20 protein-coding genes and 1 tRNA gene are annotated in these 23017 nt (G+C 64.5%); 15 read left to right on the top strand and 6 right to left on the bottom strand.

Going from position 1 to position 23017, the window contains the following annotated elements:
• Positions 1-8 precede the first annotated feature (8 nt).
• From AOP74_RS04520 to AOP74_RS04480, 9 genes are read left to right on the top strand one after another with little or no spacing between them, the layout of a single operon-like run.
• Positions 9-773, top strand: coding sequence for an SDR family NAD(P)-dependent oxidoreductase (locus tag AOP74_RS04520; protein WP_061961160.1), 765 nt, complete (start codon positions 9-11; stop codon positions 771-773).
• Positions 770-2563, top strand: a complete 1794-nt coding sequence (locus AOP74_RS04515) for a heparinase II/III domain-containing protein (protein WP_061961159.1) — start codon at positions 770-772, stop codon at positions 2561-2563. The genes AOP74_RS04520 and AOP74_RS04515 overlap by 4 nt, the downstream gene beginning before the upstream one ends.
• Positions 2560-4527: a DUF4962 domain-containing protein gene (locus AOP74_RS04510; RefSeq protein ID WP_152649164.1), complete on the top strand. Its 1968-nt coding sequence runs from the start codon at positions 2560-2562 to the stop codon at positions 4525-4527. Before AOP74_RS04515 ends, AOP74_RS04510 begins: the two co-directional genes overlap by 4 nt.
• Complete coding sequence (locus AOP74_RS04505; RefSeq protein ID WP_061961158.1) at positions 4524-5153, top strand: DUF624 domain-containing protein; 630 nt, start codon at positions 4524-4526, stop codon at positions 5151-5153. Before AOP74_RS04510 ends, AOP74_RS04505 begins: the two co-directional genes overlap by 4 nt.
• The gene (locus tag AOP74_RS04500) at positions 5146-6336 is read left to right on the top strand and encodes an MFS transporter (RefSeq protein ID WP_061961157.1); all 1191 of its coding nucleotides are present in this window, start codon (positions 5146-5148) and stop codon (positions 6334-6336) included. The genes AOP74_RS04505 and AOP74_RS04500 overlap by 8 nt, the downstream gene beginning before the upstream one ends.
• A 44-nt stretch (positions 6337-6380) precedes the next feature.
• Complete coding sequence (locus AOP74_RS04495; protein WP_061961156.1) at positions 6381-7010, top strand: NAD(P)-dependent oxidoreductase; 630 nt, start codon at positions 6381-6383, stop codon at positions 7008-7010.
• 1 nt (position 7011) lies between these two features.
• Entirely contained in the window at positions 7012-7443 is a 432-nt protein-coding gene (locus AOP74_RS04490; protein ID WP_061961155.1) for a MarR family winged helix-turn-helix transcriptional regulator, read from the top strand.
• Entirely contained in the window at positions 7440-8300 is an 861-nt protein-coding gene (locus tag AOP74_RS04485) for an SDR family oxidoreductase (RefSeq protein ID WP_061961154.1), read from the top strand. The genes AOP74_RS04490 and AOP74_RS04485 overlap by 4 nt, the downstream gene beginning before the upstream one ends.
• A 60-nt stretch (positions 8301-8360) precedes the next feature.
• Positions 8361-9785, top strand: a complete 1425-nt coding sequence (locus AOP74_RS04480; protein ID WP_061961153.1) for an aldehyde dehydrogenase family protein — start codon at positions 8361-8363, stop codon at positions 9783-9785.
• A 12-nt stretch (positions 9786-9797) separates the two neighbouring features.
• Here AOP74_RS04480 and AOP74_RS04475 read toward each other — a convergent pair whose 3' ends face one another.
• The 5 genes from AOP74_RS04475 to tadA form a co-directional block, all read right to left on the bottom strand.
• Positions 9798-10310: an LURP-one-related/scramblase family protein gene (locus AOP74_RS04475; RefSeq protein WP_061961152.1), complete on the bottom strand. Its 513-nt coding sequence runs from the start codon at positions 10308-10310 to the stop codon at positions 9798-9800.
• A gap of 71 nt (positions 10311-10381) precedes the next feature.
• On the bottom strand, positions 10382-11383 hold the full coding sequence (locus AOP74_RS04470; RefSeq protein WP_061961151.1) for a DUF2804 domain-containing protein: 1002 nt from the start codon (positions 11381-11383) through the stop codon (positions 10382-10384).
• Between the two features lie 106 nt (positions 11384-11489).
• Positions 11490-11580, bottom strand: a tRNA-Ser gene (locus AOP74_RS04465).
• A gap of 33 nt (positions 11581-11613) precedes the next feature.
• A complete protein-coding gene (locus AOP74_RS04460; RefSeq protein ID WP_061961150.1) occupies positions 11614-12717 on the bottom strand; it encodes an FUSC family protein in 1104 nt (367 codons plus the stop codon).
• Entirely contained in the window at positions 12714-13145 is a 432-nt protein-coding gene (gene tadA / locus AOP74_RS04455; RefSeq protein WP_061961149.1) for a tRNA adenosine(34) deaminase TadA, read from the bottom strand. Before tadA ends, AOP74_RS04460 begins: the two co-directional genes overlap by 4 nt.
• A gap of 99 nt (positions 13146-13244) precedes the next feature.
• Here tadA and upp point away from each other — a divergent pair, with 99 nt between their 5' ends.
• Positions 13245-13886: a uracil phosphoribosyltransferase gene (gene upp / locus AOP74_RS04450; RefSeq protein ID WP_061961148.1), complete on the top strand. Its 642-nt coding sequence runs from the start codon at positions 13245-13247 to the stop codon at positions 13884-13886.
• Here the strand turns inward: upp and AOP74_RS04445 are convergent.
• On the bottom strand, positions 13883-14551 hold the full coding sequence (locus tag AOP74_RS04445; protein ID WP_061961147.1) for a TetR/AcrR family transcriptional regulator: 669 nt from the start codon (positions 14549-14551) through the stop codon (positions 13883-13885). The two genes, upp and AOP74_RS04445, sit on opposite strands and share 4 nt — an antisense overlap.
• A gap of 213 nt (positions 14552-14764) precedes the next feature.
• Between AOP74_RS04445 and AOP74_RS04440 the strand changes: the two genes are divergently transcribed.
• The 5 genes from AOP74_RS04440 to AOP74_RS04420 all read left to right on the top strand — a co-directional run bounded on the left by AOP74_RS04440 (position 14765) and on the right by AOP74_RS04420 (position 22960).
• Positions 14765-16390 carry a sulfatase family protein gene (locus AOP74_RS04440; RefSeq protein ID WP_061961146.1) on the top strand — a complete coding sequence of 542 codons (1626 nt, stop codon included), beginning with the start codon at positions 14765-14767 and terminating at the stop codon, positions 16388-16390.
• Positions 16391-16927: 537 nt separating this feature from the next.
• Complete coding sequence (locus AOP74_RS04435; RefSeq protein ID WP_061961899.1) at positions 16928-19807, top strand: ribonucleoside-diphosphate reductase subunit alpha; 2880 nt, start codon at positions 16928-16930, stop codon at positions 19805-19807.
• 33 nt (positions 19808-19840) lie between these two features.
• On the top strand, positions 19841-20827 hold the full coding sequence (locus tag AOP74_RS04430) for a ribonucleotide-diphosphate reductase subunit beta (RefSeq protein ID WP_061961145.1): 987 nt from the start codon (positions 19841-19843) through the stop codon (positions 20825-20827).
• A gap of 207 nt (positions 20828-21034) precedes the next feature.
• On the top strand, positions 21035-22291 hold the full coding sequence (locus tag AOP74_RS04425) for a multidrug effflux MFS transporter (RefSeq protein WP_236683716.1): 1257 nt from the start codon (positions 21035-21037) through the stop codon (positions 22289-22291).
• A gap of 63 nt (positions 22292-22354) precedes the next feature.
• Positions 22355-22960 carry a DJ-1/PfpI family protein gene (locus AOP74_RS04420; RefSeq protein ID WP_061961144.1) on the top strand — a complete coding sequence of 202 codons (606 nt, stop codon included), beginning with the start codon at positions 22355-22357 and terminating at the stop codon, positions 22958-22960.
• The last annotated feature ends 57 nt before the right edge of the window (positions 22961-23017 follow it).

Here is a 23017-nt window from a genome sequence, read left to right as displayed (position 1 = left end):
ATGCACTCATGACTATTGATCTGACTGGCCGCCGCGCGATCGTGACCGGAGCCGGCGTTGGTATTGGCGCACAGATCGCCCGGACGTTGGGCAAGGCTGGGGCCGATGTTGTGGTCCACTACGCGAAGTCGGCCGACGGTGCCGAAGCGGTCGCCTCAGAAATCCAGGAAGGTGGCACGCGGGCTATCGCGCTCCAGGCCGACCTCACAGACTCCGCAGCTGCCGCCGAGTTCGTCGACAAGGCCGCGGAGTTCCTCGGTGGCCTCGACATCCTCGTCAACAACGCCGGTCACCTCGTGGGCCGCGCACCGGTGGCAGAAACCACGGATGAGCGTTACGACCAGATCATGGACGTCAACACGGCATCGGCCTTCTATACGACGCGCAGCGCATTGCCCCACGTCACCGGCTCCGATCATGGCCGCATCGTCATGATGAGCTCGCTGGCCGCGGAAAATGGCGGTGGAGCAGGTTCCGTGATCTACGCGACGTCCAAGGCGGCCATCAACGGCTTCACCCGTGCGCTTGCGAAGGAGATAGCGTCGACCTCCGTGACGGTCAATGCGGTCGCACCGGGCTTCATCGGCGGCACCCCGTTCCACGACACCTTTACGCCGGCTGAAAACCAGAAGGGCATCGTCTCCGGTATTCCGCTGGGACGTGGAGGCACGGCGCAGGATGTCGCCGACGTCGTGGAGTTCCTGGCCTCGGACCTGTCGTCCTACGTCACCGGTCAGGTCCTCGACATCAACGGAGGCCTGAACTTCCGATGACGACTGTTCCCCAAGAACCCGGCGGCTGGTGGCACGACTTTGTGTGCCCGACCCACGGCACGGAGCTGGCAGGTCGGGATGGGGAGGCATTCTTCGGGGCGTGCGGATGCACGCTCACGGGGCAGAAGTTCCATGGCGCGTGGCTCGCGCTTGAGCACCAAGAGATTGCGCGAGCCGCGCGTCATCATGCGCGACGTTTCACGACCCACGGCGATCATGGCGATCGCGCCGCTGCGGTCGAGATACTCAGGACGTACGGCGCGCTCTACTCCCGAATCGAGGCCGAGGGCTGGAGTGAAAGCTCCGAACCGTGGATGCTGCGCGGAAAGCTGTTTGCGCAGGCGCTGTCCGAGGCGCAGTGGGCGGTGGGTATCGCCGATGCTGTGGCTGAGTTGGCAAGCGTGCCGGAGGTGGGGCAGTCCACATCTATTCGGGCGATGCTCGCTGGCGTGATGCGGACCATGGTCGATGCGCGCCACACCTTGGTCGTTGAGCGCGGCGACCACCGCAACAACTACACCGCGTGGCTCGATGCCGCGATCCGCTTGGTCGCGCTCGCGCAGCACGCGTTGGGCGAGCCCGAGCCGGAGCGGCACACGCTCACTGCTCTCTACGAGCACGTCAACGCGGCGGTGATGGATGACGGGTGGGAATGGGAAGCATCGACGTACTACCACCTGTTTGTGCTGCGCGCCTATCTGTTGACCCTGCGCGGTACCGACCCTGCCGACCTGCCCGCAGATGTTGAGCGACGGCTACGGGGCATGGTCGACGTGTTCGCAGTTCTTGCCGGCCCCGATGGCCGGCTTCCCGTCCTTCACGACGGGCCGTACGACCGGCTGCCGATGCAGCGTGAGGTACTTGAGGTCGTGACCCTGGCCAACCAGTTCTGGGACTCGACGGGACTCGAGCCGGTGGAACGCTTCGCGCGCACTGCGATCGGCGACCGCGACGACGGCTTGGAGGCGATGCTGGACGGATGGTTCGCAGGGCAGCCCCGGGGTGGTGCTGCCGCGGCCCGCGGTTTCCATCACTTTGCCGACGCGGGCTATGTCGTGCTTTCTGACCAGGCGGCGGGGCTTCACGCGGTCCTCGACGCCGGACCTCACGGCGGCGCTCACGGACACTTCGACAAGCTCAGTCTCTATCTCTACGGCGATGGTGCCGCGTGGCAGCCGGCGCCGGGTGTTCCTCCGTATGGCAGCCCGCTCCGGCACGGCTATTACGCCTCGTCCCAGGCTCACCCCACCGTGCGCATCGATGGGCAAGAGCAGCAAGAGGGTACCGGCCGCGTCACGACTTGGCGGCCCCAGGACGGACTCGTGGTCGCCGAGACGGCCGATGCTATTGCGGGAGCGATCGTGCGCCGCGCACTGTTGCTGGCCGACGGCGTGCTGATCGACGTGCTGCGGGTGGAGTGCGCGGACGGAGACGATCACGACATCGCACTGGGGCTCAGGCCCGCCTGCGACCTGGCGATCGGCTGCGTCGACGGCGGCTGGACTACACACTGGACCACCGCGGAAGGCACGCTGCTGAGCGGCAGTCACCGCGCATCGGCCGGCGCTACCTTGCAAGCCCGCCCCGTCCGCGGCCCATCTGACAACCCGGCCCGCACCCTCATGGGGGCTGATTGGTTGGTGCGTGGAGCATCGGCCTTCTTCGTCACCGCCTGGACTGTGGGGAGGCCATCGGTGACCGTCACCGACGCCACCCAGGTCGACGGTGCGGTGCTGATCACTCTCGCGACACCTGACACTTTTCCTACGACTCACGAGGTTCCCCTATGACTGACCCCATCCTGCTTCACGGCCGCGAAGATGACCTGCGCCGCGAGGTCAATGGCCCGCGCGCGGCGGCGTTCCGGCGTCTCCTTGAGGAGTGCGATCGCGCCAAGGGAATGTCCTTGCCCCAGGAGCACCCGCTGGCGTCCATCACGTACTTTGGCCCCGGTTCAGCCAACCTTGCGCTGGCGTATCGACTCACAGGTCAGCAGCACTACCTCGACGAGCTTCAGCGGTGGCTCGAGCCGCCCCTGTCCTTCCCGCATTGGGGCAAGGCGAACCTTCCGGACCACGATCTCGACGCCGGGTGGATCCTTCACGGACTGTCGCTGACCTACTCGTGGGTCGGCGACGCGCTCCCCGATGATCTGCGGGAACGACTTGAGGCCAAGCTGCTCTTGCAGGGCCAGCGACTCTACTCATTCGCGGTGGAGACGGAGGGCGGCTGGTGGTCCTCGTCCTACTGGCAGAACCACAACTGGATTTGCTACGCGGGACTTGCGACGGCGGGCTACGCCCTCCAGGACCGGTACCCCGAGGCGCGTGAATGGACCGAGCGAGCCAAGGCCAACTTCGCCTTGGTGCTCGATCACCTGCCGGATGACGGCTCCAACAACGAGGGCGTGGTCTATTGGCGCTACGGCGTGCCGTGGATCGCGAGTTACCTCGACGTGTTGCGCGATCAGGAGGGTATCGACTGGTTCCATCGCGGCACCTACCTGAAGGAAACGTTCTGGTACCGCCTGTATCAAGCAGCGCCGGACCTGGAGCGCATCATTGACCACGGTGACTGCCATGACCGCCGCAGTGGCCACCCGGTGGCGCTGTATCGCAAGCTCGCCGCGGAGTACAAGATCCCGCAGGCGCAGTGGCTCGCGGACGTGGTCGACGAACGCTTCTACTGGCGCGAGGCGTACGAGAGTGGCGTGAAGCCGGGCGTGCGCCCCGAGGCGTATCAGGAGTTGTTGTGGCTTGACCCCGAGGTGGAGGCAGAAGATCCGACGGCGCTGCCCCCACAGCGCTACTTCCCTGACCTGGGTCTTGTCGTAGGCCGGACGAGTTGGGACCGTGACGCGGCGATGGTGTCGTTCAAGGCCTCGCCAGGTGGCGGCCACAAGGCCTGGGACATGTCGCACCAGCAGCGCCGTGACAACGGGTGGGTGACCCTCAACGCGGGACACCACCACCCTGACTCTGGTTCTTTCGAGTTCCTCGCGCACGGTGGCTACCTCGCGATCGATGAGGGTTACTCATCACGCAAGCGCACCGAGCATCACAACTCCGTCCTGGTGGACGGGCAGGGCTTCGTCAACGAAGATCGCTATCACGTGTTCGAGGAACTCGCTGAGGAGTACACAGCCGAGATTGTGCGGACCACCCTTGCCGATGGCTGGACCCACGCGGTCAGTGAGACGTCCGCGATGTATGACCGGGCGCTTGGAGTGACGCAGGTGCGGCGCCACATTGTCCTGACCCCCGAGGGAAACCTGGTGGTCGTGGACGACCTGGCGGCGGAACAGGATCGTGAGTGGTCGGTCCTGATTCAAACCGATAACGAGCCGGTCGACGAGGGTGACGGGCGGTGGTTGGCGTCGGCAGGCTCCGCAATCATGTCCGTGATTCCGGTGGATGAGCACGGGTCTGGTCAGGTGCAGCGCACCATGGTGCACGCCAACCCCACCTCGTCGACACCATCGCTGGCCATCGACAAGCCCCAGTACACGCTGACTCGCCGCAGTGCGCCCCAGGCGCATGCCCGTTTTGTGACGGTTCTGGCGCCGCGGCGATGGGACGATGGTGGTCGAGTCACGGTCCAACGCACCGATCACGCTGACGGAGTCGTCATCGAGATCACGACGGACACAGCGACAGAGTCCGTGTCCGTGGGTTGGGACAATGAGACGCCTCATCTGGCTGATGCCGATGTGGCAGGCGAGGGCTTCGCAGCCCGCAGGGAGGAGTCTGCGTGACACGAGCGCCGGCGACCAAGCGTCGAGGGCCGCGGTGGGAACTGCGGATCCTCGATGCTTTGGCCTATCCGGCGAACATCATCCTCGGTGCGCTCGCGGGGCTGATTCTCGCGCTTCCCATCGTGACGCTGGTGCCTGCAGGTGTGGCCTTGGCTCGCAGCTTTGGGCAGTGGGACGTCGGCGAACGCGATGACGTCTTTCGCAACACCTTCCGGCATTTTGGGCAGACGTGGCGCCGCACGGTGGTCCCGGGCCTGGTTGGGGCCGTGGTGCTCGTTGTATTGGTCATCGACGCCGTCTTTCTGGTGAGCCAACTGACCTCCGGCGAGTCCACCATTGGCTTGGTATTCGCGGCTGCGATGGTTCCCGTCGCGGTGATGGTGTGCCTGTACGGCCTTGCGCTGTGCACGGCGTCCGCGCTGATGCCTGATGCGGCGACTCACGACTGGCTGCGAGCGGCGACGCAGATCATGCTGAGCTATCCCGCGCGGTCCTTCGGGGTCGTGTTGGCGATGTGCCTGACTGCCGTGGTGTGCGGGCTGCTACCGACATTGGCGCCGTTTATCTTCATGTCGGTTCCGGTCTACGCAGCCATCCGGCTATGGCCGTCATCCGCCAGTGACTAGGGAGCTGCCCGAGGGGCGAGCAACAGCGCTCAAGGTTCTTTACGCGGACACCTTCACGATGGCCGTGGGCTTCTACATGCTGGTGCCGCTGTTGGCGTACCACTTCCTCGAAGACATCGGCCTGACGATTGCCGTGGTCGCCGCGTTGACCGCCGTGCGCACCGCTGCCCAGAACGGCACAATGCCGATTGCGGGCTGGATCGCCGACCGCATCAACTTCCGCCGCGCGATCCTCCTGGGCGTCGTGATCCGGGCCTCGGGCTTTGCGCTACTTGGCGTCTCAGATGTCGTTGAGGTGCTGGTGGTGGCGTCGCTGCTGACCGGACTCGGGGGCGCCCTGTTCCACCCCGCGAGCTACGGTGCCTACGCGGCCTTGGCGAGTTCGGGCGACCGGGTGCGCGTGTACTCAAAGCGCGAGGTCATCAGCAATGTCGGCTTCGTTGTAGGCCCGGTACTGGGTGGCCTGCTGTCCGGGGTCGACTTCCAGCTGGTGACCCTGGCCTCTGCTGCGCTCTTCATGCTCGCGTTCGTCATCAGCTTCTTTGGCCTGCCTTCCATGCACCGGCCCGAAGGCGTGGCGCCGCCGAGGTTACGCACGGCATTCCTCGATGCACCCTTTGTGCGGTACTGCCTGCTTGTGGCCGGGGTGGCGGTCCTGGTGTCGCAGTTCTATTTGGTGATTCCGTTCCGCGCGGGTGAGTTGCTGCCCGGCTCCGTCGGCGTCGGCGTGGTCTACAGCGCCGCGGCAGTCGTCATGGTCATCACGATGTTGCCGCTCACAGGCTTCGTCAACACGCGCCTGTCCCGTCCCGTGATCCTTGCGCTCGCTGTGGCGTTGATGGGCTGTGGGGTGGCCGTCATTGGCTCAGCGCCTGTGACCGCGACCATGCTTGTGGGCGTGGCCGTGTTTGTGACAGGGCAGATGCTCGCGCAGCCGGTGATGAACGCCGTGGTCTCCACGTTCGCGCCATCGACATCGATTGCGTCCTACTTTGGGCTGCAGGGGCTTGCGACGGCGATCGGGTCCGTGACGGGGTCGACCATTGGCGGCGTGATCTATTCGGCAGCAGGCGGTGGCGGCGCCACATACATGTGGTGGTTCTTTCCGGCGTGGGGCGCCTTTGTCGCGGTCCTGTTCGTCGTCATCGCACCAGGTGGCAGGCAGATCAACCCACAGGTATGAACCCCCCGGGGCGAGTGATATGGTTTAGGTGCTAAACTAGTTCCATGACCACAATTGCTCTCTTTGGTGCCACCGGCAAGACTGGATCACGTGTTCTCACTCGCCTGCTCGACGCCGGGTATGAGGTGCGTGCCCTCGCGCGCGACGCGTCGAAGCTACCCTCCCGCGAGGGTTTGACGTCCGTTCAGGGAGATGTCCAGGACGCGACTACCGTTTCCGAGACGGTCGCAGGGGCCGATGCTGTCTTGAGTTTGTTTGGCCATGTCAAGGGGTCCTCGCACACGCTCCAGACCGACGGCACCCGGCACATCGTCGAGGCGATGAAGGCCCAAGGCATTAGCAGGATTGTGACGTTGTCCGGAGGAGGCTTGGGTGCGGACAAGGACCAGCCAGGTGTCCCCGACAAGATCATCCGCGCGCTCCTCAAGCTCCTGTCGGGGCATCTCCTCTCAGACGCCGAGGGCCACGTGGAAGTCCTTGAGGCTTCCGGCCTTGACTGGACCGTGGTGCGTGCACCCAGGCTCACCGAAAACCCGGGGGTGGGGTCGTATCGCGTGAGCTGGGTAGGCGTCGAAGCCTCCACGCAGATCAGCCGCGATGACCTTGCCGACTTCATCGTCAAGCAAATCGACGACCGTTCATTTGTGCACCAGATGCCGTTCGTGAGTGCGTGACATGACACGCGCCGCACAAGTGGGCTCGGTTCTCGAGTCCCTCGTGATGTGGCAACGCCGGCTGGCGTCGCTGCCCGCGCCTCCATTTGCCGAGGCCAAACTCAGCCGGGCGCAGGTGGACGTGCTGTTCATGCTTGCCCACGGCCCGGCGGACGTGACGCCCGGCGTGCTTGCCACTCAGCTGGGCGTGACCCGCGGGGCGGTCTCGCAGTTGCTGGAGCCGTTGGTCGCGGAGGGTCTGGCGGAGCAAGTACAGCATCCCCATGATGCGCGCTCGCGCCTGATTCGCCTGACCGACAGCGCGCGCGGCGTAGTCGCTGACTTTGAATCGGCTGCTGCGACGCGCATGACCCCCTTCTTTGAGGCGCTCGACGATTCCGAGATGCACGCGTTGGCAGACCTGCTTGGGCGCACGATTGAGGAGACGCCATGACCACAGTATTCGTGACCGGAGCCACCGGGACGGTTGGCATGCCCACCGTGACGAACCTGCTCGCTCGTGGCGCCTCAGTGGTGGGCGCCGTGCGTCAGGAGGCCGATGCCGCGGCCCTTCCGGAGGGCGTCGAGGCGCGGGAGTTCGACTTCGCGTACACCCCGGCCCAGATGGACGCCGCGCTCGAGGGAAGCGACAGCTTATTCCTCATGCGTCCGCCCGCCATCGAGGACGTGAAGACGTATCTGTTTCCCCTGATTGATGCGGCCCAACGCCGCGGACTCAAGCAGATTGCTTTCCTCTCGCTCCAAGGCGTTCAGGGCAATCGCAGCACTCCACACCACGCCGTCGAGGCCTACCTGAAGGAGGTCGACGCGCCGTACACAATGCTGCGCCCCAACTTCTTCATGCAGAACCTTTCCAGCGCGTACGTTGAGGCGATTCGCGAACGCGACGAGATCTTTGTGCCAGCCGGGCGCTCGCGCACAGCGTTCATTGATGCGCGCGACATCGGCAAGGTGGCAGGCGCAGTGCTGACCGGGGACGGGCACACCCGCAAGGCGTACACGCTCTCTGGTGAGCAGTCTTTGTCGTACAAAAACGTCGCGAAGATCATGTCCGAGCAGCTGGGCCGTGAGATCACGTACACGCGGCCCAAGGAGGACGAGTTCCTCGACGATCTACGCCGCCGCGGATACCCCGAGGACTACGTGGCCGTGCAGCGCATGATCCACAAGGTGGTGCGCCTGAACGTCTCCGCGTTCCCAAATAAGAAGATTCGCGAACTCACGGGTGAGCCGGCGGGCACCATGGCCGAGTTTGTCCGCGACTACAAGGACGTGTGGGATTCGCAGTAGGGGCTTTCGACTGAGCGTTCCCAGTGGCACAGTGGTGCTTCTACCGATCGAGGAGCGCACGTGACGCAAACGCACGAGGACAACGCCACATCCGCGCCGGACGCGGTCGCCGCAGCGACCGACGCGGCCGAGGGAACCAGGAACGCCTTCGACGCTGGCGTGACCCGGTCCCTGAAGTGGAGGCGCGCACAACTTAAGGCGCTCGAGGCGATGCTCACGGAGTCCGCCCCGCTCATCCACGAAGCGATGAAGGCCGACCTCGGAAAGACCACCGCCGAGGCGCACATCACCGAGGTCACCTCGGTCCTCGAGGAGATCAGTCACCTATCCAGGAACCTCAAGCGCTGGACCAAGGACCGTCGCCGGCGGTCGACGCCGATCATTGGAACCTCGCGTGCATGGGTTCAGCGGCAGCCACTTGGCCCCGTGCTCATCATTGGGCCGTGGAACTACCCGATCCACCTGGTCCTCATGCCACTGGCGGGCGCGATCGCGGCGGGAAACTCGGCGGTGATCAAGCCCAGTGAACTTGCGCCGGAGTGTTCCCGACTCCTCGCCGAGCTGATTCCCCAGTACCTCGACAGCGATGCCATTCGCGTTGTCGAAGGTGCCGTCGATGAGACCACGGCACTGCTGGGCCACCCGTGGGGTCACATTTTCTACACCGGCAACGGAACGGTCGGCTCGATCGTGATGACGGCCGCCGCGAAGCACCTCACCCCCGTGACCCTAGAGCTCGGCGGCAAGTCTCCGCTGTGGATCGATGACTCGGTATCGATCAAGAAGGCAGCCCGCAGCATTGCATGGGGCAAGTTCACCAACTGCGGCCAAACCTGCGTTGCGCCAGATTTTGTCCTGACGACGGCCGATGTTGCGGACCAGTTGGCACGTGAAGTGACCCTGGCAATTGAGGAGTTTTACGGGCGCGAGCCGCGGCAGTCCAAGGACTATGGGCGGATCGTCAATGACCGCCACACCGAACGACTATCTGGCCTGCTTGGCGCGGGGACGCTGGTCACCGGTGGCGATGTCGATGTCGCTCAGCGCTATGTGGCGCCGACGGTCTTGCTCGACGTCGACCTTGATGATCCCGTGATGCAGGACGAGATCTTTGGGCCCATCTTGCCCATCGTGATTGTCGACGACCTCGACGAGGCGATCGAGATCATCAATGAGCGACCGCATCCGCTCGCGCTCTATGCGTACACAAAGCGGCGCACGGTGCGCAAGGAGTTCGCTGCGCGCACCACGTCAGGTGGCCTCACGTTCAACACGTCCGTGGTGCAACTGAGCGTGCCCGACCTGCCCTTCGGCGGCGTTGGAGCCAGCGGCATGGGCGCCTATCACGGTGAGCGCAGCATTCAGACGTTCACCCATGAACGCTCGGTGCTCCACAAGACGCGCGGACTGGACTTCACTCGGTTTGTCCGCCCGCCCTATGGTGCGCGCAAGACCAAGGTGCTCACGACCGTGAAGTCACCCTGACATCGGCCCTTCTTAGTCGCGTTCAACCCAGCGGTCGATCGCCCACACGAGCGCAAAGGCGAGTGCGGGTTCCACCGTTGAGTCGACGTCGACCGTGTAGCGGTCGCGCACTGTCAGCCACTTCTGGGTGATCTGAACGCGAAGCTTGCCCTCGGCGTCGTGGACCGCGTAGTCCTTCTCGCGGATGTTGCCCTTGAGGAGCAGCTCCTCGCCCGAGGCCATCGTGATCTCGATCTTGTCTTTGATGAAGTTGAAGGCGGGGGAGTGCAGGTGTGCGACCTGCTCGCCAGCCGCGTTCGTCACGTCGATGCGCTTGGGGATACCGAACATCTTCCCCGTGACGCTGAACAGCACGGTCTGGTCGTTATCCAGGACCTCGGCCTTGGGGCGCGGCCCCATCTTGCCGTCAACAAACAGCAGCTGTTCCTCGGTCTCGGGGTGCAGCACCTGGAAGTCGCGGCCTGCGCCGAACTTGCTCTTCATGATGTAGCGCGTGAAGCCTTCGGGTGCGTCGGGGATCGCCATTGTTTCCTCTCGAGTCGTCAGTGCCAGGTTAGCGGCGGCAGGCGTGAGCGCGCGCGATGCCCGCGGTGTTTTCACCAGCGATTGTGGACGTCCTCAGCCCAGCCTTCGATGCCGTCAATGTGAAACACGTCGCCCGTGTCCGACGTGAAGGTCCCTGACCACGTCCCGAAGCATTGGTCTGTGCTTCCCGACAGGAGCCCCAGGTTGGTTCGCGTGACCTTGTTGAAGAAGGGTGTGAAGGTGAGGTTGAGGCGCTCGCCAGAGACGGTCCACGGGCCCATGTAGTCGGAGGTGTCGTAGTCCCATGCGACCTCTTCGCTGATCTTGTGGAGCCGACCATCCACGAAGATCGCGTTCTCCGTTGAGCCGGTGCCGTCAGTCCATTGGCCGCCGACTTGAACCCCGATCACGTGGCCATCCGAGATCCCCGAGCCGGCGCCCCAGTTCCACCTCATGTTGTACGGCCAGCGGCCGCGTCCGTGATCGAGCACTGCCCACGAACTCCCGTCGGGGACCGTGTGCTCAGCGCCGTCAACCGTGATGGTGCCGCTCGCGGGGCGCGCGATGTCCTTGACCGTGTACTGGAAGCGCCGGTCGCTCCACGGGACAACGACGGCGAGCGACTCGTGTCCGTTGGGGTGCGCCGCGACAATGTCGAGCGAAGCGCCTGGGATCTTTGCCCGCAGGCGGGTTCCTCCGTCGACCTCTGCAATGTCGATGCGGAGGTTTCGTCCTTTTGCGCGGGCCGGCCCGTCGCCTAAGGCGGCGGGCAAGGTTGCGCTGCCGCCGAGGATTCCGGTGACGGAGTGATGCTTCGCGGTCTCCGTGGCTCGGTCGAAGATCCAGACTTCGTGAACCGCGGCGTAGTCCAGCGACGAGATGGTCAGGCCCACGATGTGCGTGGCAGTCATGACGTTCCAGTACTCCCAGCGCTTGTTGCGGCCCCACGACCGACGCCCGTCGATGCCAGATGTGTCGATCCCGGGTCCGCGCATCCACCCCACCGCATCGCGGTTGAGCCTTCCGTGGGGGCCAGTGAGGGACGTTCGCTCCGTCAATTCGCGCTCGATCATCGTGATTCCCTCTCAGCGTTGAGATCGCAGTGCCGCGACACTATCGCGAGAAATGCAAAAAGGGCCCGTTCCCCTGGGTTTACCAGGAGGAACAGGCCCTCTTCCGTGGCGGTGACGGTGGGATTTGAACCCACGGTACGGGGTTGCCGTACACAGCATTTCGAGTGCTGCACCTTCGGCCGCTCGGACACGTCACCGCGAAAGAGAATACCCGTTTGGCCGCCGCGAACCTAATCGGCTGTAGTGGGAGGGGCAGGCGAGACCGGCCGATGCTTGTGAAGCAGGCCCGTCGCGGCACCCAGGAGCGCGCCAACGATGGTGTCGTAGACGCGCTCGGTGACAGTGGGCAAGGTCGCGGCCCCGGTAGAGGTGGTGACGATGAGCAGCGCAAGCGGGGTGATGAACACCAGGCCCGCGGCGTAGTTGCGCACGATCACAACCTGGGTGGCGAACTGGAGGCTGCCTAAAATGAAGGCGAGCGCGACCGTGGTCCAGTGGACCTGAACCAGGACGGCGAAGAGCCCAATCCCCAGGAGCGTGCCCACAATGCGGTGCAGGCCCCTGCGAGCAGCCTCGCCGCGGGCGGCGCGCATGCCCACCACGCCGATGCCCGCGCCCACGGTCCAGTAGACGCGTTCCGGGTCCACAAACGTCATGCTGATCGCCGATCCCACGACGGCAACGATCGTGATGCGCATGATCAGCTCGCGCGCTTCCCGGTCAAAGTCGGGGCCGGGCTGAATCTGCCGCAAACTGCGCGCTTTCACCCGCCGCTGGTTCTTGCGCACCAGCGGGGCGGCTGCGATGGCGCACGAGATCAGGCAACCGACGGCGATCGAGGCGATCACGGTGCCTGGCTCCATGGGCCGCACGCCGTCCACCGGCGCGGTCGCGTGTGACCCGAGCCCAAACGTCATCACGGCGAAGATGGGCCCCGGTGGGCCCATGTGAAAGGCCAGGTACAGAGCGCCGACCCCGATGGCCAACAGTGTCAACAGCGCCGTGTTCACTATCGGGCACGCGGAGGTGGCGGTGCCCAGCGCCGTGCAGATCAGCAGCACCACCGAGACCAGTGGGAGCACCTTGATACGTTCGCGGGCCGGCAGCCACGGCACGTGCAGGATCGTGAAGGCCCCTGATGCCGCAAGAAGACCTAAGTGGTCCTTGCCGATCGCTGCGCCGAGCAGGACAGGGATGACGTACGCCATGCCGGCTTGCAGTCCCATGGGCCAGCGCGGACCCGCCGTGCCGTGAAACTGACCTAGCGACTTGACCGTGCGCCCGGCGCCGCGCGCGTACTCGGCGCGGCGATTCCGGTGCGGCTGCCTGCTCACCGACGTTCCTCGAAGAAGTCAGTGAGCACGGCCGCGCAGTCGTGGCTGAGCACTCCGGAGATCACTTCCACTTTGGACCCAATGCGCGCGTCCCGGACCACATCCCACTGGGATCCCGTGGCGCCGGCCTTCGCGTCCCACGCGCCAATCACAATGCGCGGAATGCGGGCCGCGAGGATTGCGCCGGCACACATGAGGCAGGGTTCAAGGGTGACGACCAGGGTGCAGTCCTCGAGCCGCCACCGGTGGAGGGCCGATGCTGCGGCACGTAACGCGACCACCTCTGCGTGGGCAGTGGGGTCACCTTCCGCTTCGCGGAGATTGCGTCCCGATCCGACGATGTCGCCCTCGGGTCCGAGCACAACAGCGCCGACGGGCACGTCCCCGGCCTGCCCGGCCGCACGTGCGAGCGCAAGGGCCTCGCGCATCGGCTGGTCATAGGTGCCCACCTCGCCAGGTTAGCGGGCCAGGTCCGCGCAACCCCGGCATCGGACCCACGCTTGCCTGTCACCGAGTACCGTTGAGGCATGGAGCTGCACGTTGCCGACCACCCGCTCATCCGCCACAAAGTCACGGTGCTGCGGGACAAGACGACCCCGTCGCCTACGTTCCGACTGCTTGTCGACGAGCTCGTGACGCTGCTGGCCTATGAGGCCACGCGTCAGGTGCGCGTCGTGGAACACGAGGTGGAGACGCCGCTGACGACCGCGATCGGTACCAAGATTGCGGATCCGGCACCCATCATTGTGCCGATTCTGCGTGCCGGATTGGGCATGCTCGACGGCATGACGCGCCTGATCCCGAGTGCCGAGGTCGGCTTCTTGGGGCTTAAGCGCGACGAGGAGACCCTCGAAGCCGTCACGTACGCGAACCGCCTCCCTGATGACCTCACCGGACGCCAGGTCTTCCTGATTGACCCGATGCTCGCAACGGGTGGATCGCTCATTGCCGCCATTGAGTACACGCTCGAGCGCGGCGCCACCGATGTCACGTGCGTGTGCTTGCTGGCTGCGCCGGAGGGTATCGAGAAGGTTCAGCAGGAGATCGGCGATCGTGGCGACGTCAAGGTCGTAGTGGCGCACGTCGACGAGAAGCTCAACGAGCAGGGCTACATCGTGCCTGGTCTGGGTGACGCGGGCGACCGCCTCTACGGGATCATCGGCGACTAAGCGACGCCCGCGGATCGCCGTTGCGCGATCTGTTCAACTAGGCGTGTCCGGACGTCATTGTGCATGGCATCGGCCATGGATTCGAGGAACCGGAAGAGCGACTCCGTGCGGTTTATGCGATCCGGGGCGCGTAGCCACTCGTTGCGCAGGCCATCGGCCAGCGCCACAATCCAGTCCGCGACGTCGCTGAGTTGCGTCTGACCGGCCAAGCGGGATTCGTCGAAGAGCTCGGCGAGCATCGCAGTCATGCCGTCCCGCATCATGGCCTGTCGTTGTTGAAAGTGTCCGTGCGCCGGGTGGTCTGTCGCGATGCTCTGCGTCGACATCATGGCGAAGAATTGCATCTCGCTGGGGTCGGCCTCGTTGGCGCGCAATACGTCGATAAACCCCATCAGCGCCTCGACCGGATCGTCGGGTAGCTCAACTTCGCCGACCCTGTCGCGCTTGCGCAGGACGCCCAGGAGCAGGTCGTTCTTGGTGGGGAAGTGGTGCAGTAGGCCGGCCTTGGTGATACCGACGTCCTCTGCGATGTCGGTGAGGCTCACGGAGTCGAGCCCTCCCTGGGCGAACAGCCGGGTGGCGGAGGCGACGATCGCTGTGCGGCGTGCCTCTCCCTTGGGGCTGCGGCGAGTGCGGACCGGCGAGTTCTCCTGCATGGCGGTCATCGGATTCCCCTCTTCGCTCGGCGACGCTGCCCTGGTCTTTGGCGGGCGCGGTGCCCACCTGGAGGACACCCTACGTTGACATCGCTGGCCGTGTCACTCATAATCTGACCGGCCAGTAGGTTTAACAACGGTGTGAACCAGCGGGACACCTCCGGCGCCCATTGCACGTTCGCCTGCACTTCGGTGCGAGCGGTCCCGAAAGGTACGACAACGATGTCCTCACAGCCCCCGACTCCCGGCAGCCCAGACAGCCCGGACGAGCCACGCACCGCGTCCGAAGGTGCCGCCTCAGACTCACCCACCCCAGCATCGGCCGAATCCACCGCCACCGGTGTTGCCGAGCCTGAGCCGCGCAAGCACGGAAAGTGCAAGCGGGTCCTCAAGGGCACTGCCCTCGTCTTCGCTCTGCCCATTGCGGCAGTGATTGGTGGCCTGGGCTACGTCGCGTTCGAAACCCTGACGAACCGGCCCGACAGTCCCGAAGAGCACGAAGAGGCCAAGCGCGACTACCTGGCGGCGATCAGCCGCGAGGAGACCAGCGGGGCGACCGAGAACCCGAACGTCGTCATCGTTTACTACGACGACCTCGGCTATGGCGACCTCGGCTTCACAGGCGAAGGTCCCATCGAGACGCCGAACATCGACGAACTTGCGGCGAACGGCATGGTGCTGTCGAACTATCACGCGCCCTCCCCGGTCTGCACTCCGTCGCGCGCGGCAATGCTCACGGGACGCCTCGCACCCCGAGCAGGCGTCTCGAGCGTGCTGTTCCCCTCCGACGAGGCCACGGGACTCCTGAACAAGGTCATGGGCGACTTTGGCCTCACGCAGTCCGAGCTCACCATTCCCGATGTCCTCCAGGCCTCCGGCTACACGACCGGAATGGTGGGCAAGTGGCACATCGGCGACACCGAGGGCTCGGTCCCCAACGACTTCGGGTTCGACCAGTTCCTGGGCGCCCTGTACTCCAACGACATCAACCCGTTTGAGATCTACGAGAACGACGAGGTCATCATTCCCGAGCCGGTCGATCAGACCATGCTCGATGACCTGTACACCGACGCGGCCGTTGACTTCATCAGCACCTCCGCCGAGAGCGACGACCCGTTCTTCCTCTACTTCGCCCACAACTTCCCGCACGAGCCCCTGTTTGTGTCGGAAGAGAACGAGGGCCGCTCTGACGCGGGTCTGTACGGCGACGTGGTCGAGGCACTGGACGACGGCATCGGCCGGATTGTCGACGAACTCGAGGCAGCAGGCGAACTCGACAACACCGTCATCATGCTGACCAGCGACAACGGGCCGTGGCACGAGGGTGACCCCGGCGATCACCGCGGCCGCAAGGGCGACATCGGTGAAGGCGGAACGCGCGTGCCCTTCGTCGCGCACTGGCCCGAGGGCATTGAGCCCGGCCAGGAGAGCGACGCGATGGCGATGGGAACAGACATCCTGCCCACGCTGCTCGACTGGCTGGACCTGCCCGAGCCCGACGACCGCATCATCGACGGTGTCTCGATGGCGCCGCTGCTCGCAGGTGAGGCGGAGAAGGTGGGCGACTACTACTACTTCTACTCGGGCAAGCAGTTGCTCGCGGTCAGTGATGGTCAGTACAAGTACTACCCGCGCCAGGCGTACGTCCAACCGTTGAGTGGTTCGTCATTCGGTGCGCCGTCCAAGCAGGGGCCGTGGCTCTTTGACCTCTCTATCGATCAGAGCGAGTCGTACAACCTGACGATGCAGTTCCCGGAGATTGCCGAGGAGCTGGAAGCCGAGCTCGAGCGTCGCGATGCTGAGATGGAAGAGAACACGCGAGGTTGGGTGACGGTAGCCGGATCGTGACCTGATTCCGAGCGGGAATCCGCATAGAGCCGCGGGGTGCGTGGCGTTGGTCCTTCTTGGGGGCCGGCGCGGCGCGCCTCGCGGCCTTTTGTCGAGCCGATGCTCGGGTCGTGTCACACCCCGGTGAGACAGTAAGGGGGTGGTCAAGGCAGGCGAATTTCCAGTGTCCCCAGATCCTCGTGCGAGGGTGTGGACGACACGCCGTACTGTCCACAGGATTTACACAGGTCTGTCCACAGGACCACAACATCTAGGGTTGGTTAGCCAGAAACACCCCTATATCTTGTTGCACACCGGTGTAATTCGCGTTAGGGTCGTTACACGCTTCGCGCTCGCATCGACCGCCCCTCGAGGGTGTCCGTGCACCGGCCCCAGCGCCACACGTAGGACCACACATCAGGGCCCATTTCGGGCCAAGCAGCATCGCTCACACGCGAGGGGAGAATCGTGACGATCACCGAAAACACCGCCCAGGACAGCGTCAACGGCGACGCAGTCGCAGAGGCGGCAGCAGAGGCGAACCCGACACGCACGGGTATTCACGTCACCAAGCGCGACGGCACTCACGAGCCGTACAACGCAGACCGCATTAACCAGGCCATCGAGCGCGCCGCAGAGGGCCTCGACGACCAGATCTCGAAGGTCACCCAGGTGGCGTCCGAGCTCGCAATTACTTTGTTCGACGGCATCACGACGGAGCAGCTCGATGAGGCTGCCATCGGCGTGGCCGTGCAGAACGTCAAGGACGACCCTGACTTCGATGTCATTGCTGCGCGCCTGCTGCGCAAGGTGATCTACAAGCGCGTCCTCGGCGGTTACGAGACCAACCTCGAACTGTCGCTGCTGCACCAGGCACGCTTCCCGGGCTACATCCGTGACGCTGTTGAAGAGGGCCTCCTGGACCCGCGCCTCGAGACCATCTTCGACCTCGACGCGCTGGCTGCCGCCCTCGACCACGAGCGTGACGACCTGCTGAAGTACATCGGCAACGTGACCATGCGCAACCGCTACATGATCACCGACCGTCACGGAAAGTCGCTCGAGGTTCCCCAGTACTTCTGGATGCGCGTCTCCATGGGCCTGTCGCTCAACGAGGCGAACCCCACTGAGGCCGCAATCAGCTTCTACGAGAAGATCTCGCGCCTGGACTACCTCCCCGCAGGTTCCACGCTGGTCAACGCCGGAACGTCCTACCCGCAGCTGTCCAACTGCTTCGTGATGCAGATGGAAGACGACATCGAGCACATCGCTAAGTCCGTGCGCGACGTCATGTGGCTGACCAAGGGAACTGGCGGCATCGGTCTGTCGGTGACCAAGCTGCGTTCCGAGGGTTCGCCGATCAAGTCGAACAACACCACCTCGACCGGTCCCATCCCTTTCATGCACACCATCGACTCGACGCTGCGCGCCGTGTCCCGTGGTGGCAAGAAGTTCGGTGCTCTGTGCTTCTACATGGAGAACTGGCACATGGACTTCGCGCAGTTCCTCGACCTGCGCCAGAACTCCGGTGACCCCTACCGCCGTACCCGCACCGCGAACACCGCCGTGTGGATCTCGGACGAGTTCATGAAGCGCGTTCAGGCCAACGACGACTGGTACCTGTTTGACCCCGCTGAGGCTCCCGACCTCGTCGAGCTCACCGGCTCGGAGTTCTCCGCCCGGTACGCCGAGTACGTCGCCCTTGCAGAGGCCGGCAAGATCCGCTCCTTCAAGAAGATGAAGGCACGCGAGCAGTACAAGTCGATCCTGATCATGCTGCAGACCACCTCGCACCCCTGGCTCACGTGGAAGGACACGATCAACAACCGTGCCCTGAACACCAACACCGGAACCATCCACCTGTCCAACCTGTGCACCGAGATCTGCCTCCCGCAGGACCGCGAGAACATCGCAGTGTGCAACCTGGCGTCGGTGAACCTGTCGACCCACCTGGTCGACGGCAAGCTGGACTGGGACCGCATGGAGAAGTCGGTGCGCCTGGCCGTGCGTCAGCTCGACAACCTGGTCGACATCACTCTGTCCTCGGTCCCCGAGTCGGAATTCGCGAACCGCGAGAACCGCGCCGTGGGCCTAGGCGTCATGGGCTACACCGACCTCACCGAGCGCCTCGGAATGGCGTACGAGTCCGAAGAGGGCTACGCCCTGATCGATGAGATCATGGAGTTCGTGTCGTTCCACGCGATCGACGCCTCCGCTGACCTCGCTCGTGAGCGCGGCTCGTACAGCAACTTCGAGGGTTCCGGCTGGTCCAAGGGCATGGTGCCGTTCGACACCATTGCGACCACCGAGGCCGACCGTGGAGTCGAGATCAAGGTCGACCGCACCACGCGTCTGGACTGGGACTCGCTGCGCGAGAAGGTCAAGGGCGGTATCCGCAACGCCACGCTGATGGCCGTCGCACCCACCGCCTCGATCGGCCTCGTTGCCGGCACCACGCCTGGCTTCGACCCTCAGTTCTCGCAGATCTTCTCGCGCGCCACCTCCTCGGGTAAGTTCCTCGAGGTCAACCGCAACCTGGTTCGTGACCTCCAGGAGCTCGGCATCTGGGAAGACACCCGCGACCAGCTTCTCGAGGCACAGGGCGACCTGTCGCAGCTTGAGGACGTTCCGGCACACCTGCAGGAGGTCTACAAGACCTCCTTCCAGCTGTCGCCTTACGCCTTCATCGAGGTGGCGGCCCGCGCTCAGAAGTGGATCGACCAGGCCATTAGCCGCAACATCTACCTCGCTGACCGCGACGTGGACAACATGATGGACCTCTACACGGCAGCGTGGGAGCGTGGCGTCAAGACCACGTACTACCTGCACATGAAGCCCCGCCACACAGCGGAGCAGTCCACCGTGCGCGTCAACAAGACCGAGAAGATGAACAAGACGTCCGGCTCCGGCTCGACCGGAGGCGGCGGCGCTACCGGTGGTCCTTCGCGTCGCGGATTCGGTGCTCGCAAGGGCTTCGGCTCGGCTAAGGCGTCGGCTCCCACCGTCGCGACCGCTGTGGAGGCCCCCGTGGCCGAAGCCGCGGCCTCGGCCCCCGAGGCGGTTGCGCCTGAGGCAACCGCACCTGTGGCGGCTGCTCCCCAGGCGGCCCCGTCCGCACCCGCTGCAGCCCCGGCACCCGCCGCGGCTCCGGCTAAGAAGGGCTTTGGCGCTGTAGCTGCTCCCGCGGCTGCACCCGTGGCCGCTTCCGCTCCTGAGGGCCTGTCGAGTGCACCTTCCCAGCAGCCTGAGGTCCCCCCGACCTCACTGCCCGAGGCGCAGCCCGAGCCCACCGCTGATGCGTTCGTATCGGCACCGGCTGGCGCTCCGATCCTCAACGCCGTCCAGTCTGCGGTTCCCGGTGGGGACACGGATGTAGTCGACGGAGTCGCCTGCCCCGTAGACCCCATGGAAGCCCTCCAGTGTGAGTCCTGCCAGTAGCAGGCACGTCGAAGAGAAGGAAGAGATCTAGCAATGGCAATTCTCGGTACCGGCATCCAAGACGGACTGCTGCTCAAGCCCATCACCTACCCCTGGGCCTACGACCTCTACAACCAGGCAGTAGCAAACACCTGGTTCCCCAATGAGATCCAGCTCGGTGAGGACCTCGCGGACTTCAAGAAGATGACGGACGAGGAGAAGCACGCCGTCACCTTCCTCATGTCCTACTTCAACCCCAACGAGTTGCTCGTCAACAAGGCCCTGGCCTTTGGCGTGTACCCGTACATCAACGCTCCCGAGTGCCACCTGTATCTCGCGAAGCAGATGTGGGAAGAGGCCAACCACTGCATGTCCTTCGAGTACGTCCTCGAGACGTTCCCGCTGGACCGTGAGGCCGCTTACGAGTCGCACGTGTCCGTGCCGTCGATGGCGGCCAAGGAGGAGTTCGAGGTCAACTTCATCCGTCGCATGACGGAAGAGACCCTCGACATCTCGACCACCGAGGGCAAGAAGGACTTTGTTCGCAACCTCGTGGCCTACAACGTCATCCTCGAGGGCATTTGGTTCTACTCGGGCTTCATGGTCGCGCTGTCGTTCCGTCAGCGGAACCTGCTGCGCAACTTCGGCTCGCTCATGGACTGGGTCATTCGCGACGAGTCGCTGCACCTCCAGTTCGGTATCAACCTGATCCTGACGGTTCTCGAAGAGAACGAGGACCTGCAGGACGCCGAGTTCGCTGAAGAGATCCGTCAGATGATCCTCAACGCCGTCGAGATGGAAGAGGCCTACAACCACGACCTCCTCCCCAAGGGCATCCTTGGTCTCAACGCCGACTACGTGAACCAGTACGTGAAGTACCTGGCTGACCGTCGCCTCGAGGAGCTCGGCTTCGACCCGCACTACAACGTGTCGAACCCCGCCAAGTGGATGGCCACCGCGAACGACACCTTGCAGCTGGTGAACTTCTTCGAGGCCACCAACACCTCGTACGAGGTCAACGCGCAGGCCACCAAGAAGTAACAGCGCGCACCCGCGCAAAGGGGTCCCGGCCAAGTGCCGGGACCCCTTTTGCATGCCTCCAGTCAACGCCAGGTCAAGGTCACTTTTACCGTTTGGTCGGGATTAGAATGAGGGCAATCCGCGTTGACCGTGAAGTCACTACGCCGTGACTCCACCGGCGTCCGTCTCCGACGTCACCATCCCTACAACTCGAAAGAGTGTGCACTTTTGTCTGCCCCCACGCAGGTTGCACCTGAGCGCAACGCCCAGGTGCCCGAGGTATCGACCATCACGAGCCGCCGCAGGCTCGCGTACGTCCTGATCCTGGGCTCCCTCATTGCCCTGGGTCCCTTCACGGTCGACCTCTACCTGCCCGCATTCCCCACGGTCGCCGCGGACTTGCAGGCATCCGACGCGGCGATCCAGATGACGCTGACCGCGACCATGATCGGGTTTGGCTTGGGCCAGCTCATTGTGGGCCCGCTGTCCGACGCGGTGGGACGCAAGCGCCCACTCCTGATCGCCACCGCCGTGCACGTCGTGGCGTCCCTCGCGATCGTCATCGCGCCCACAGTCGAGTGGGTGATGGTCGCACGCGTGTTCCAGGGCATCGGCGCCGCAGGTGGCGCTGTTGTCGCCATGGCCATGGTGCGCGACATGTTCCACGGCCAGGCACTTATCAAGATGCTTGCCAACATGGCGCTCGTCACGGGCGTCGCTCCGGTCATCGCTCCGGTCATCGGATCGCAGTTGCTGCGCGTCGTGGACTGGCGCGAGATCTTCGTGGTCCTCGCCGCCTATGGCGTGCTGATGTTCCTCGTCGCGAAGTTTGCGTTGCACGAGACCCGCCCGGCCCACATGCGCGGCAAGCAGTCCATGGGGATGGTCGCGCGCCGCTACAAGCGACTGCTTGGCGACGGCTCGTTCGTTGGCATCATGATCGTCGGCGCAATGGGCTTCACCGCTCTGTTCGCCTACCTGTCGTCCTCCTCCTTCGTGTTGCAGGACCAGTACGGCGTGACAGCGCAGCAGTTCGGATTCATCTTCGGAATCAACGCCGTGGGCCAGATCGTGTGCGTGCAGGTTGCCGGACGCCTGATGCGCTTCATGGCACCGCGTACGGTCGCCACGATTGGTGTGGCTCTGATGTCGACTGGTGCGATCGCGATGGCCGTGTGCGCCATCCTCGACGTTGGCATCATCGGCGTGATTGTGCCGCTCATGATCATTGTTCCGCCGCTCGGACTGGTCATGCCGTCCGTGCAGGTGATGGCGCTCAACGGTCACGGTGCTGAAGCCGGCACCGCGGCATCGCTGATTGGCGCCGGCAACAACATCGTCGCTGGCGCCGTGACGCCGCTGATCGGCATCCTCGGGATGTCGGCGTTGTCCATGGCGATCGTGATGCTGGGTTCGCTCGCGATTGCGGTGGCTTCGCTGCGATTCATTGTGTGGCCCACCACGACCAACACGGTGATCTCCTAGCGACTAGGATCCGGGTTCCCGTTCGCGCCTCCGTGCGCGAGCGTTGACCATAGGATTGCCAGCATGACGCTGCGCATCGGAATCCTGGTCTTTGACGGCTTCGACGTGATCGATGCCGGAGGTCCCTACGAGGTCTTCCTGACCGCGTCACGATTGCGAGAGCGCGCAGGTGAGCCCGCCTGGTGCACCGTTGAAATGCTGAGCCCTAGTGGGCACGACGTCACGGCGTTTGGCGGCATGCGTCTGACAGGTCTGGCCGATGCTCAGGCCCCTGGCACCTATGACGTCGCCGTGGTGCCGGGCACGATCGATATCGATGCCGCCGCAAACAACGAGGCGCTGGTCGCTGCGGTCAGTCACCTCGCAGGCGTGACAACGTTGCCGACGTCCGTGTGCACCGGGTCGTTCCTGCTCGCGCGGGCCGGGCTACTGACCGGACTCCCCGCGACCACCCATTGGGAAGATGTCTCAGGCTTGCGTTCCGAGCGAGTCGCAGAGGCAGTGGATGGGGTCCGATGGGTCGATGCGGGCGACGTGGTGACCTCCGGTGGCCTGACCTCGGGCATGCACATGGCCCTGCACGTCGTGGAGCGGCTTGCCGACCGCGAACTCGCTGAGGCCACTGCTCGTCAGCTGGATCTGGACTGGAGCCCAGACCCCGCACGCTAGTCATTTCCAGTGGGACGTCTGTGCCATATCCGTGCCCCGAAGTGACCCGATCTGCCT

Origin of the sequence: Demequina flava (assembly GCF_000975035.1) — a bacterium.
GTDB classification, from domain to species: domain Bacteria; phylum Actinomycetota; class Actinomycetes; order Actinomycetales; family Demequinaceae; genus Demequina; species Demequina flava.
Note: the sequence above shows the minus strand (reverse complement) of the source record. Positions and strands in the feature narration are given on the sequence as shown.

Bases quoted from the DNA above. Each gene is read 5' to 3' on its own strand.
- tadA (WP_061961149.1), bottom strand. From the start codon at position 13,145: ATGCGCGAGGCCCTTGCGCTCGCACGTGCGGCCGGGCAGGCCGGGGAC.
- AOP74_RS04470 (WP_061961151.1), bottom strand. From the start codon at position 11,383: ATGATCGAGCGCGAATTGACGGAGCGAACGTCCCTCACTGGCCCCCAC.
- AOP74_RS04475 (WP_061961152.1), bottom strand. From the start codon at position 10,310: ATGGCGATCCCCGACGCACCCGAAGGCTTCACGCGCTACATCATGAAG.
- AOP74_RS04445 (WP_061961147.1), bottom strand. From the start codon at position 14,551: ATGACCGCCATGCAGGAGAACTCGCCGGTCCGCACTCGCCGCAGCCCC.
- AOP74_RS04510 (WP_152649164.1), top strand. From the start codon at position 2,560: ATGACTGACCCCATCCTGCTTCACGGCCGCGAAGATGACCTGCGCCGC.
- AOP74_RS04440 (WP_061961146.1), top strand. From the start codon at position 14,765: ATGTCCTCACAGCCCCCGACTCCCGGCAGCCCAGACAGCCCGGACGAG.
- AOP74_RS04495 (WP_061961156.1), top strand. From the start codon at position 6,381: ATGACCACAATTGCTCTCTTTGGTGCCACCGGCAAGACTGGATCACGT.
- upp (WP_061961148.1), top strand. From the start codon at position 13,245: ATGGAGCTGCACGTTGCCGACCACCCGCTCATCCGCCACAAAGTCACG.
- AOP74_RS04490 (WP_061961155.1), top strand. From the start codon at position 7,012: ATGACACGCGCCGCACAAGTGGGCTCGGTTCTCGAGTCCCTCGTGATG.
- AOP74_RS04515 (WP_061961159.1), top strand. From the start codon at position 770: ATGACGACTGTTCCCCAAGAACCCGGCGGCTGGTGGCACGACTTTGTG.
- AOP74_RS04520 (WP_061961160.1), top strand. From the start codon at position 9: ATGACTATTGATCTGACTGGCCGCCGCGCGATCGTGACCGGAGCCGGC.
- AOP74_RS04485 (WP_061961154.1), top strand. From the start codon at position 7,440: ATGACCACAGTATTCGTGACCGGAGCCACCGGGACGGTTGGCATGCCC.
- AOP74_RS04420 (WP_061961144.1), top strand. From the start codon at position 22,355: ATGACGCTGCGCATCGGAATCCTGGTCTTTGACGGCTTCGACGTGATC.
- AOP74_RS04430 (WP_061961145.1), top strand. From the start codon at position 19,841: ATGGCAATTCTCGGTACCGGCATCCAAGACGGACTGCTGCTCAAGCCC.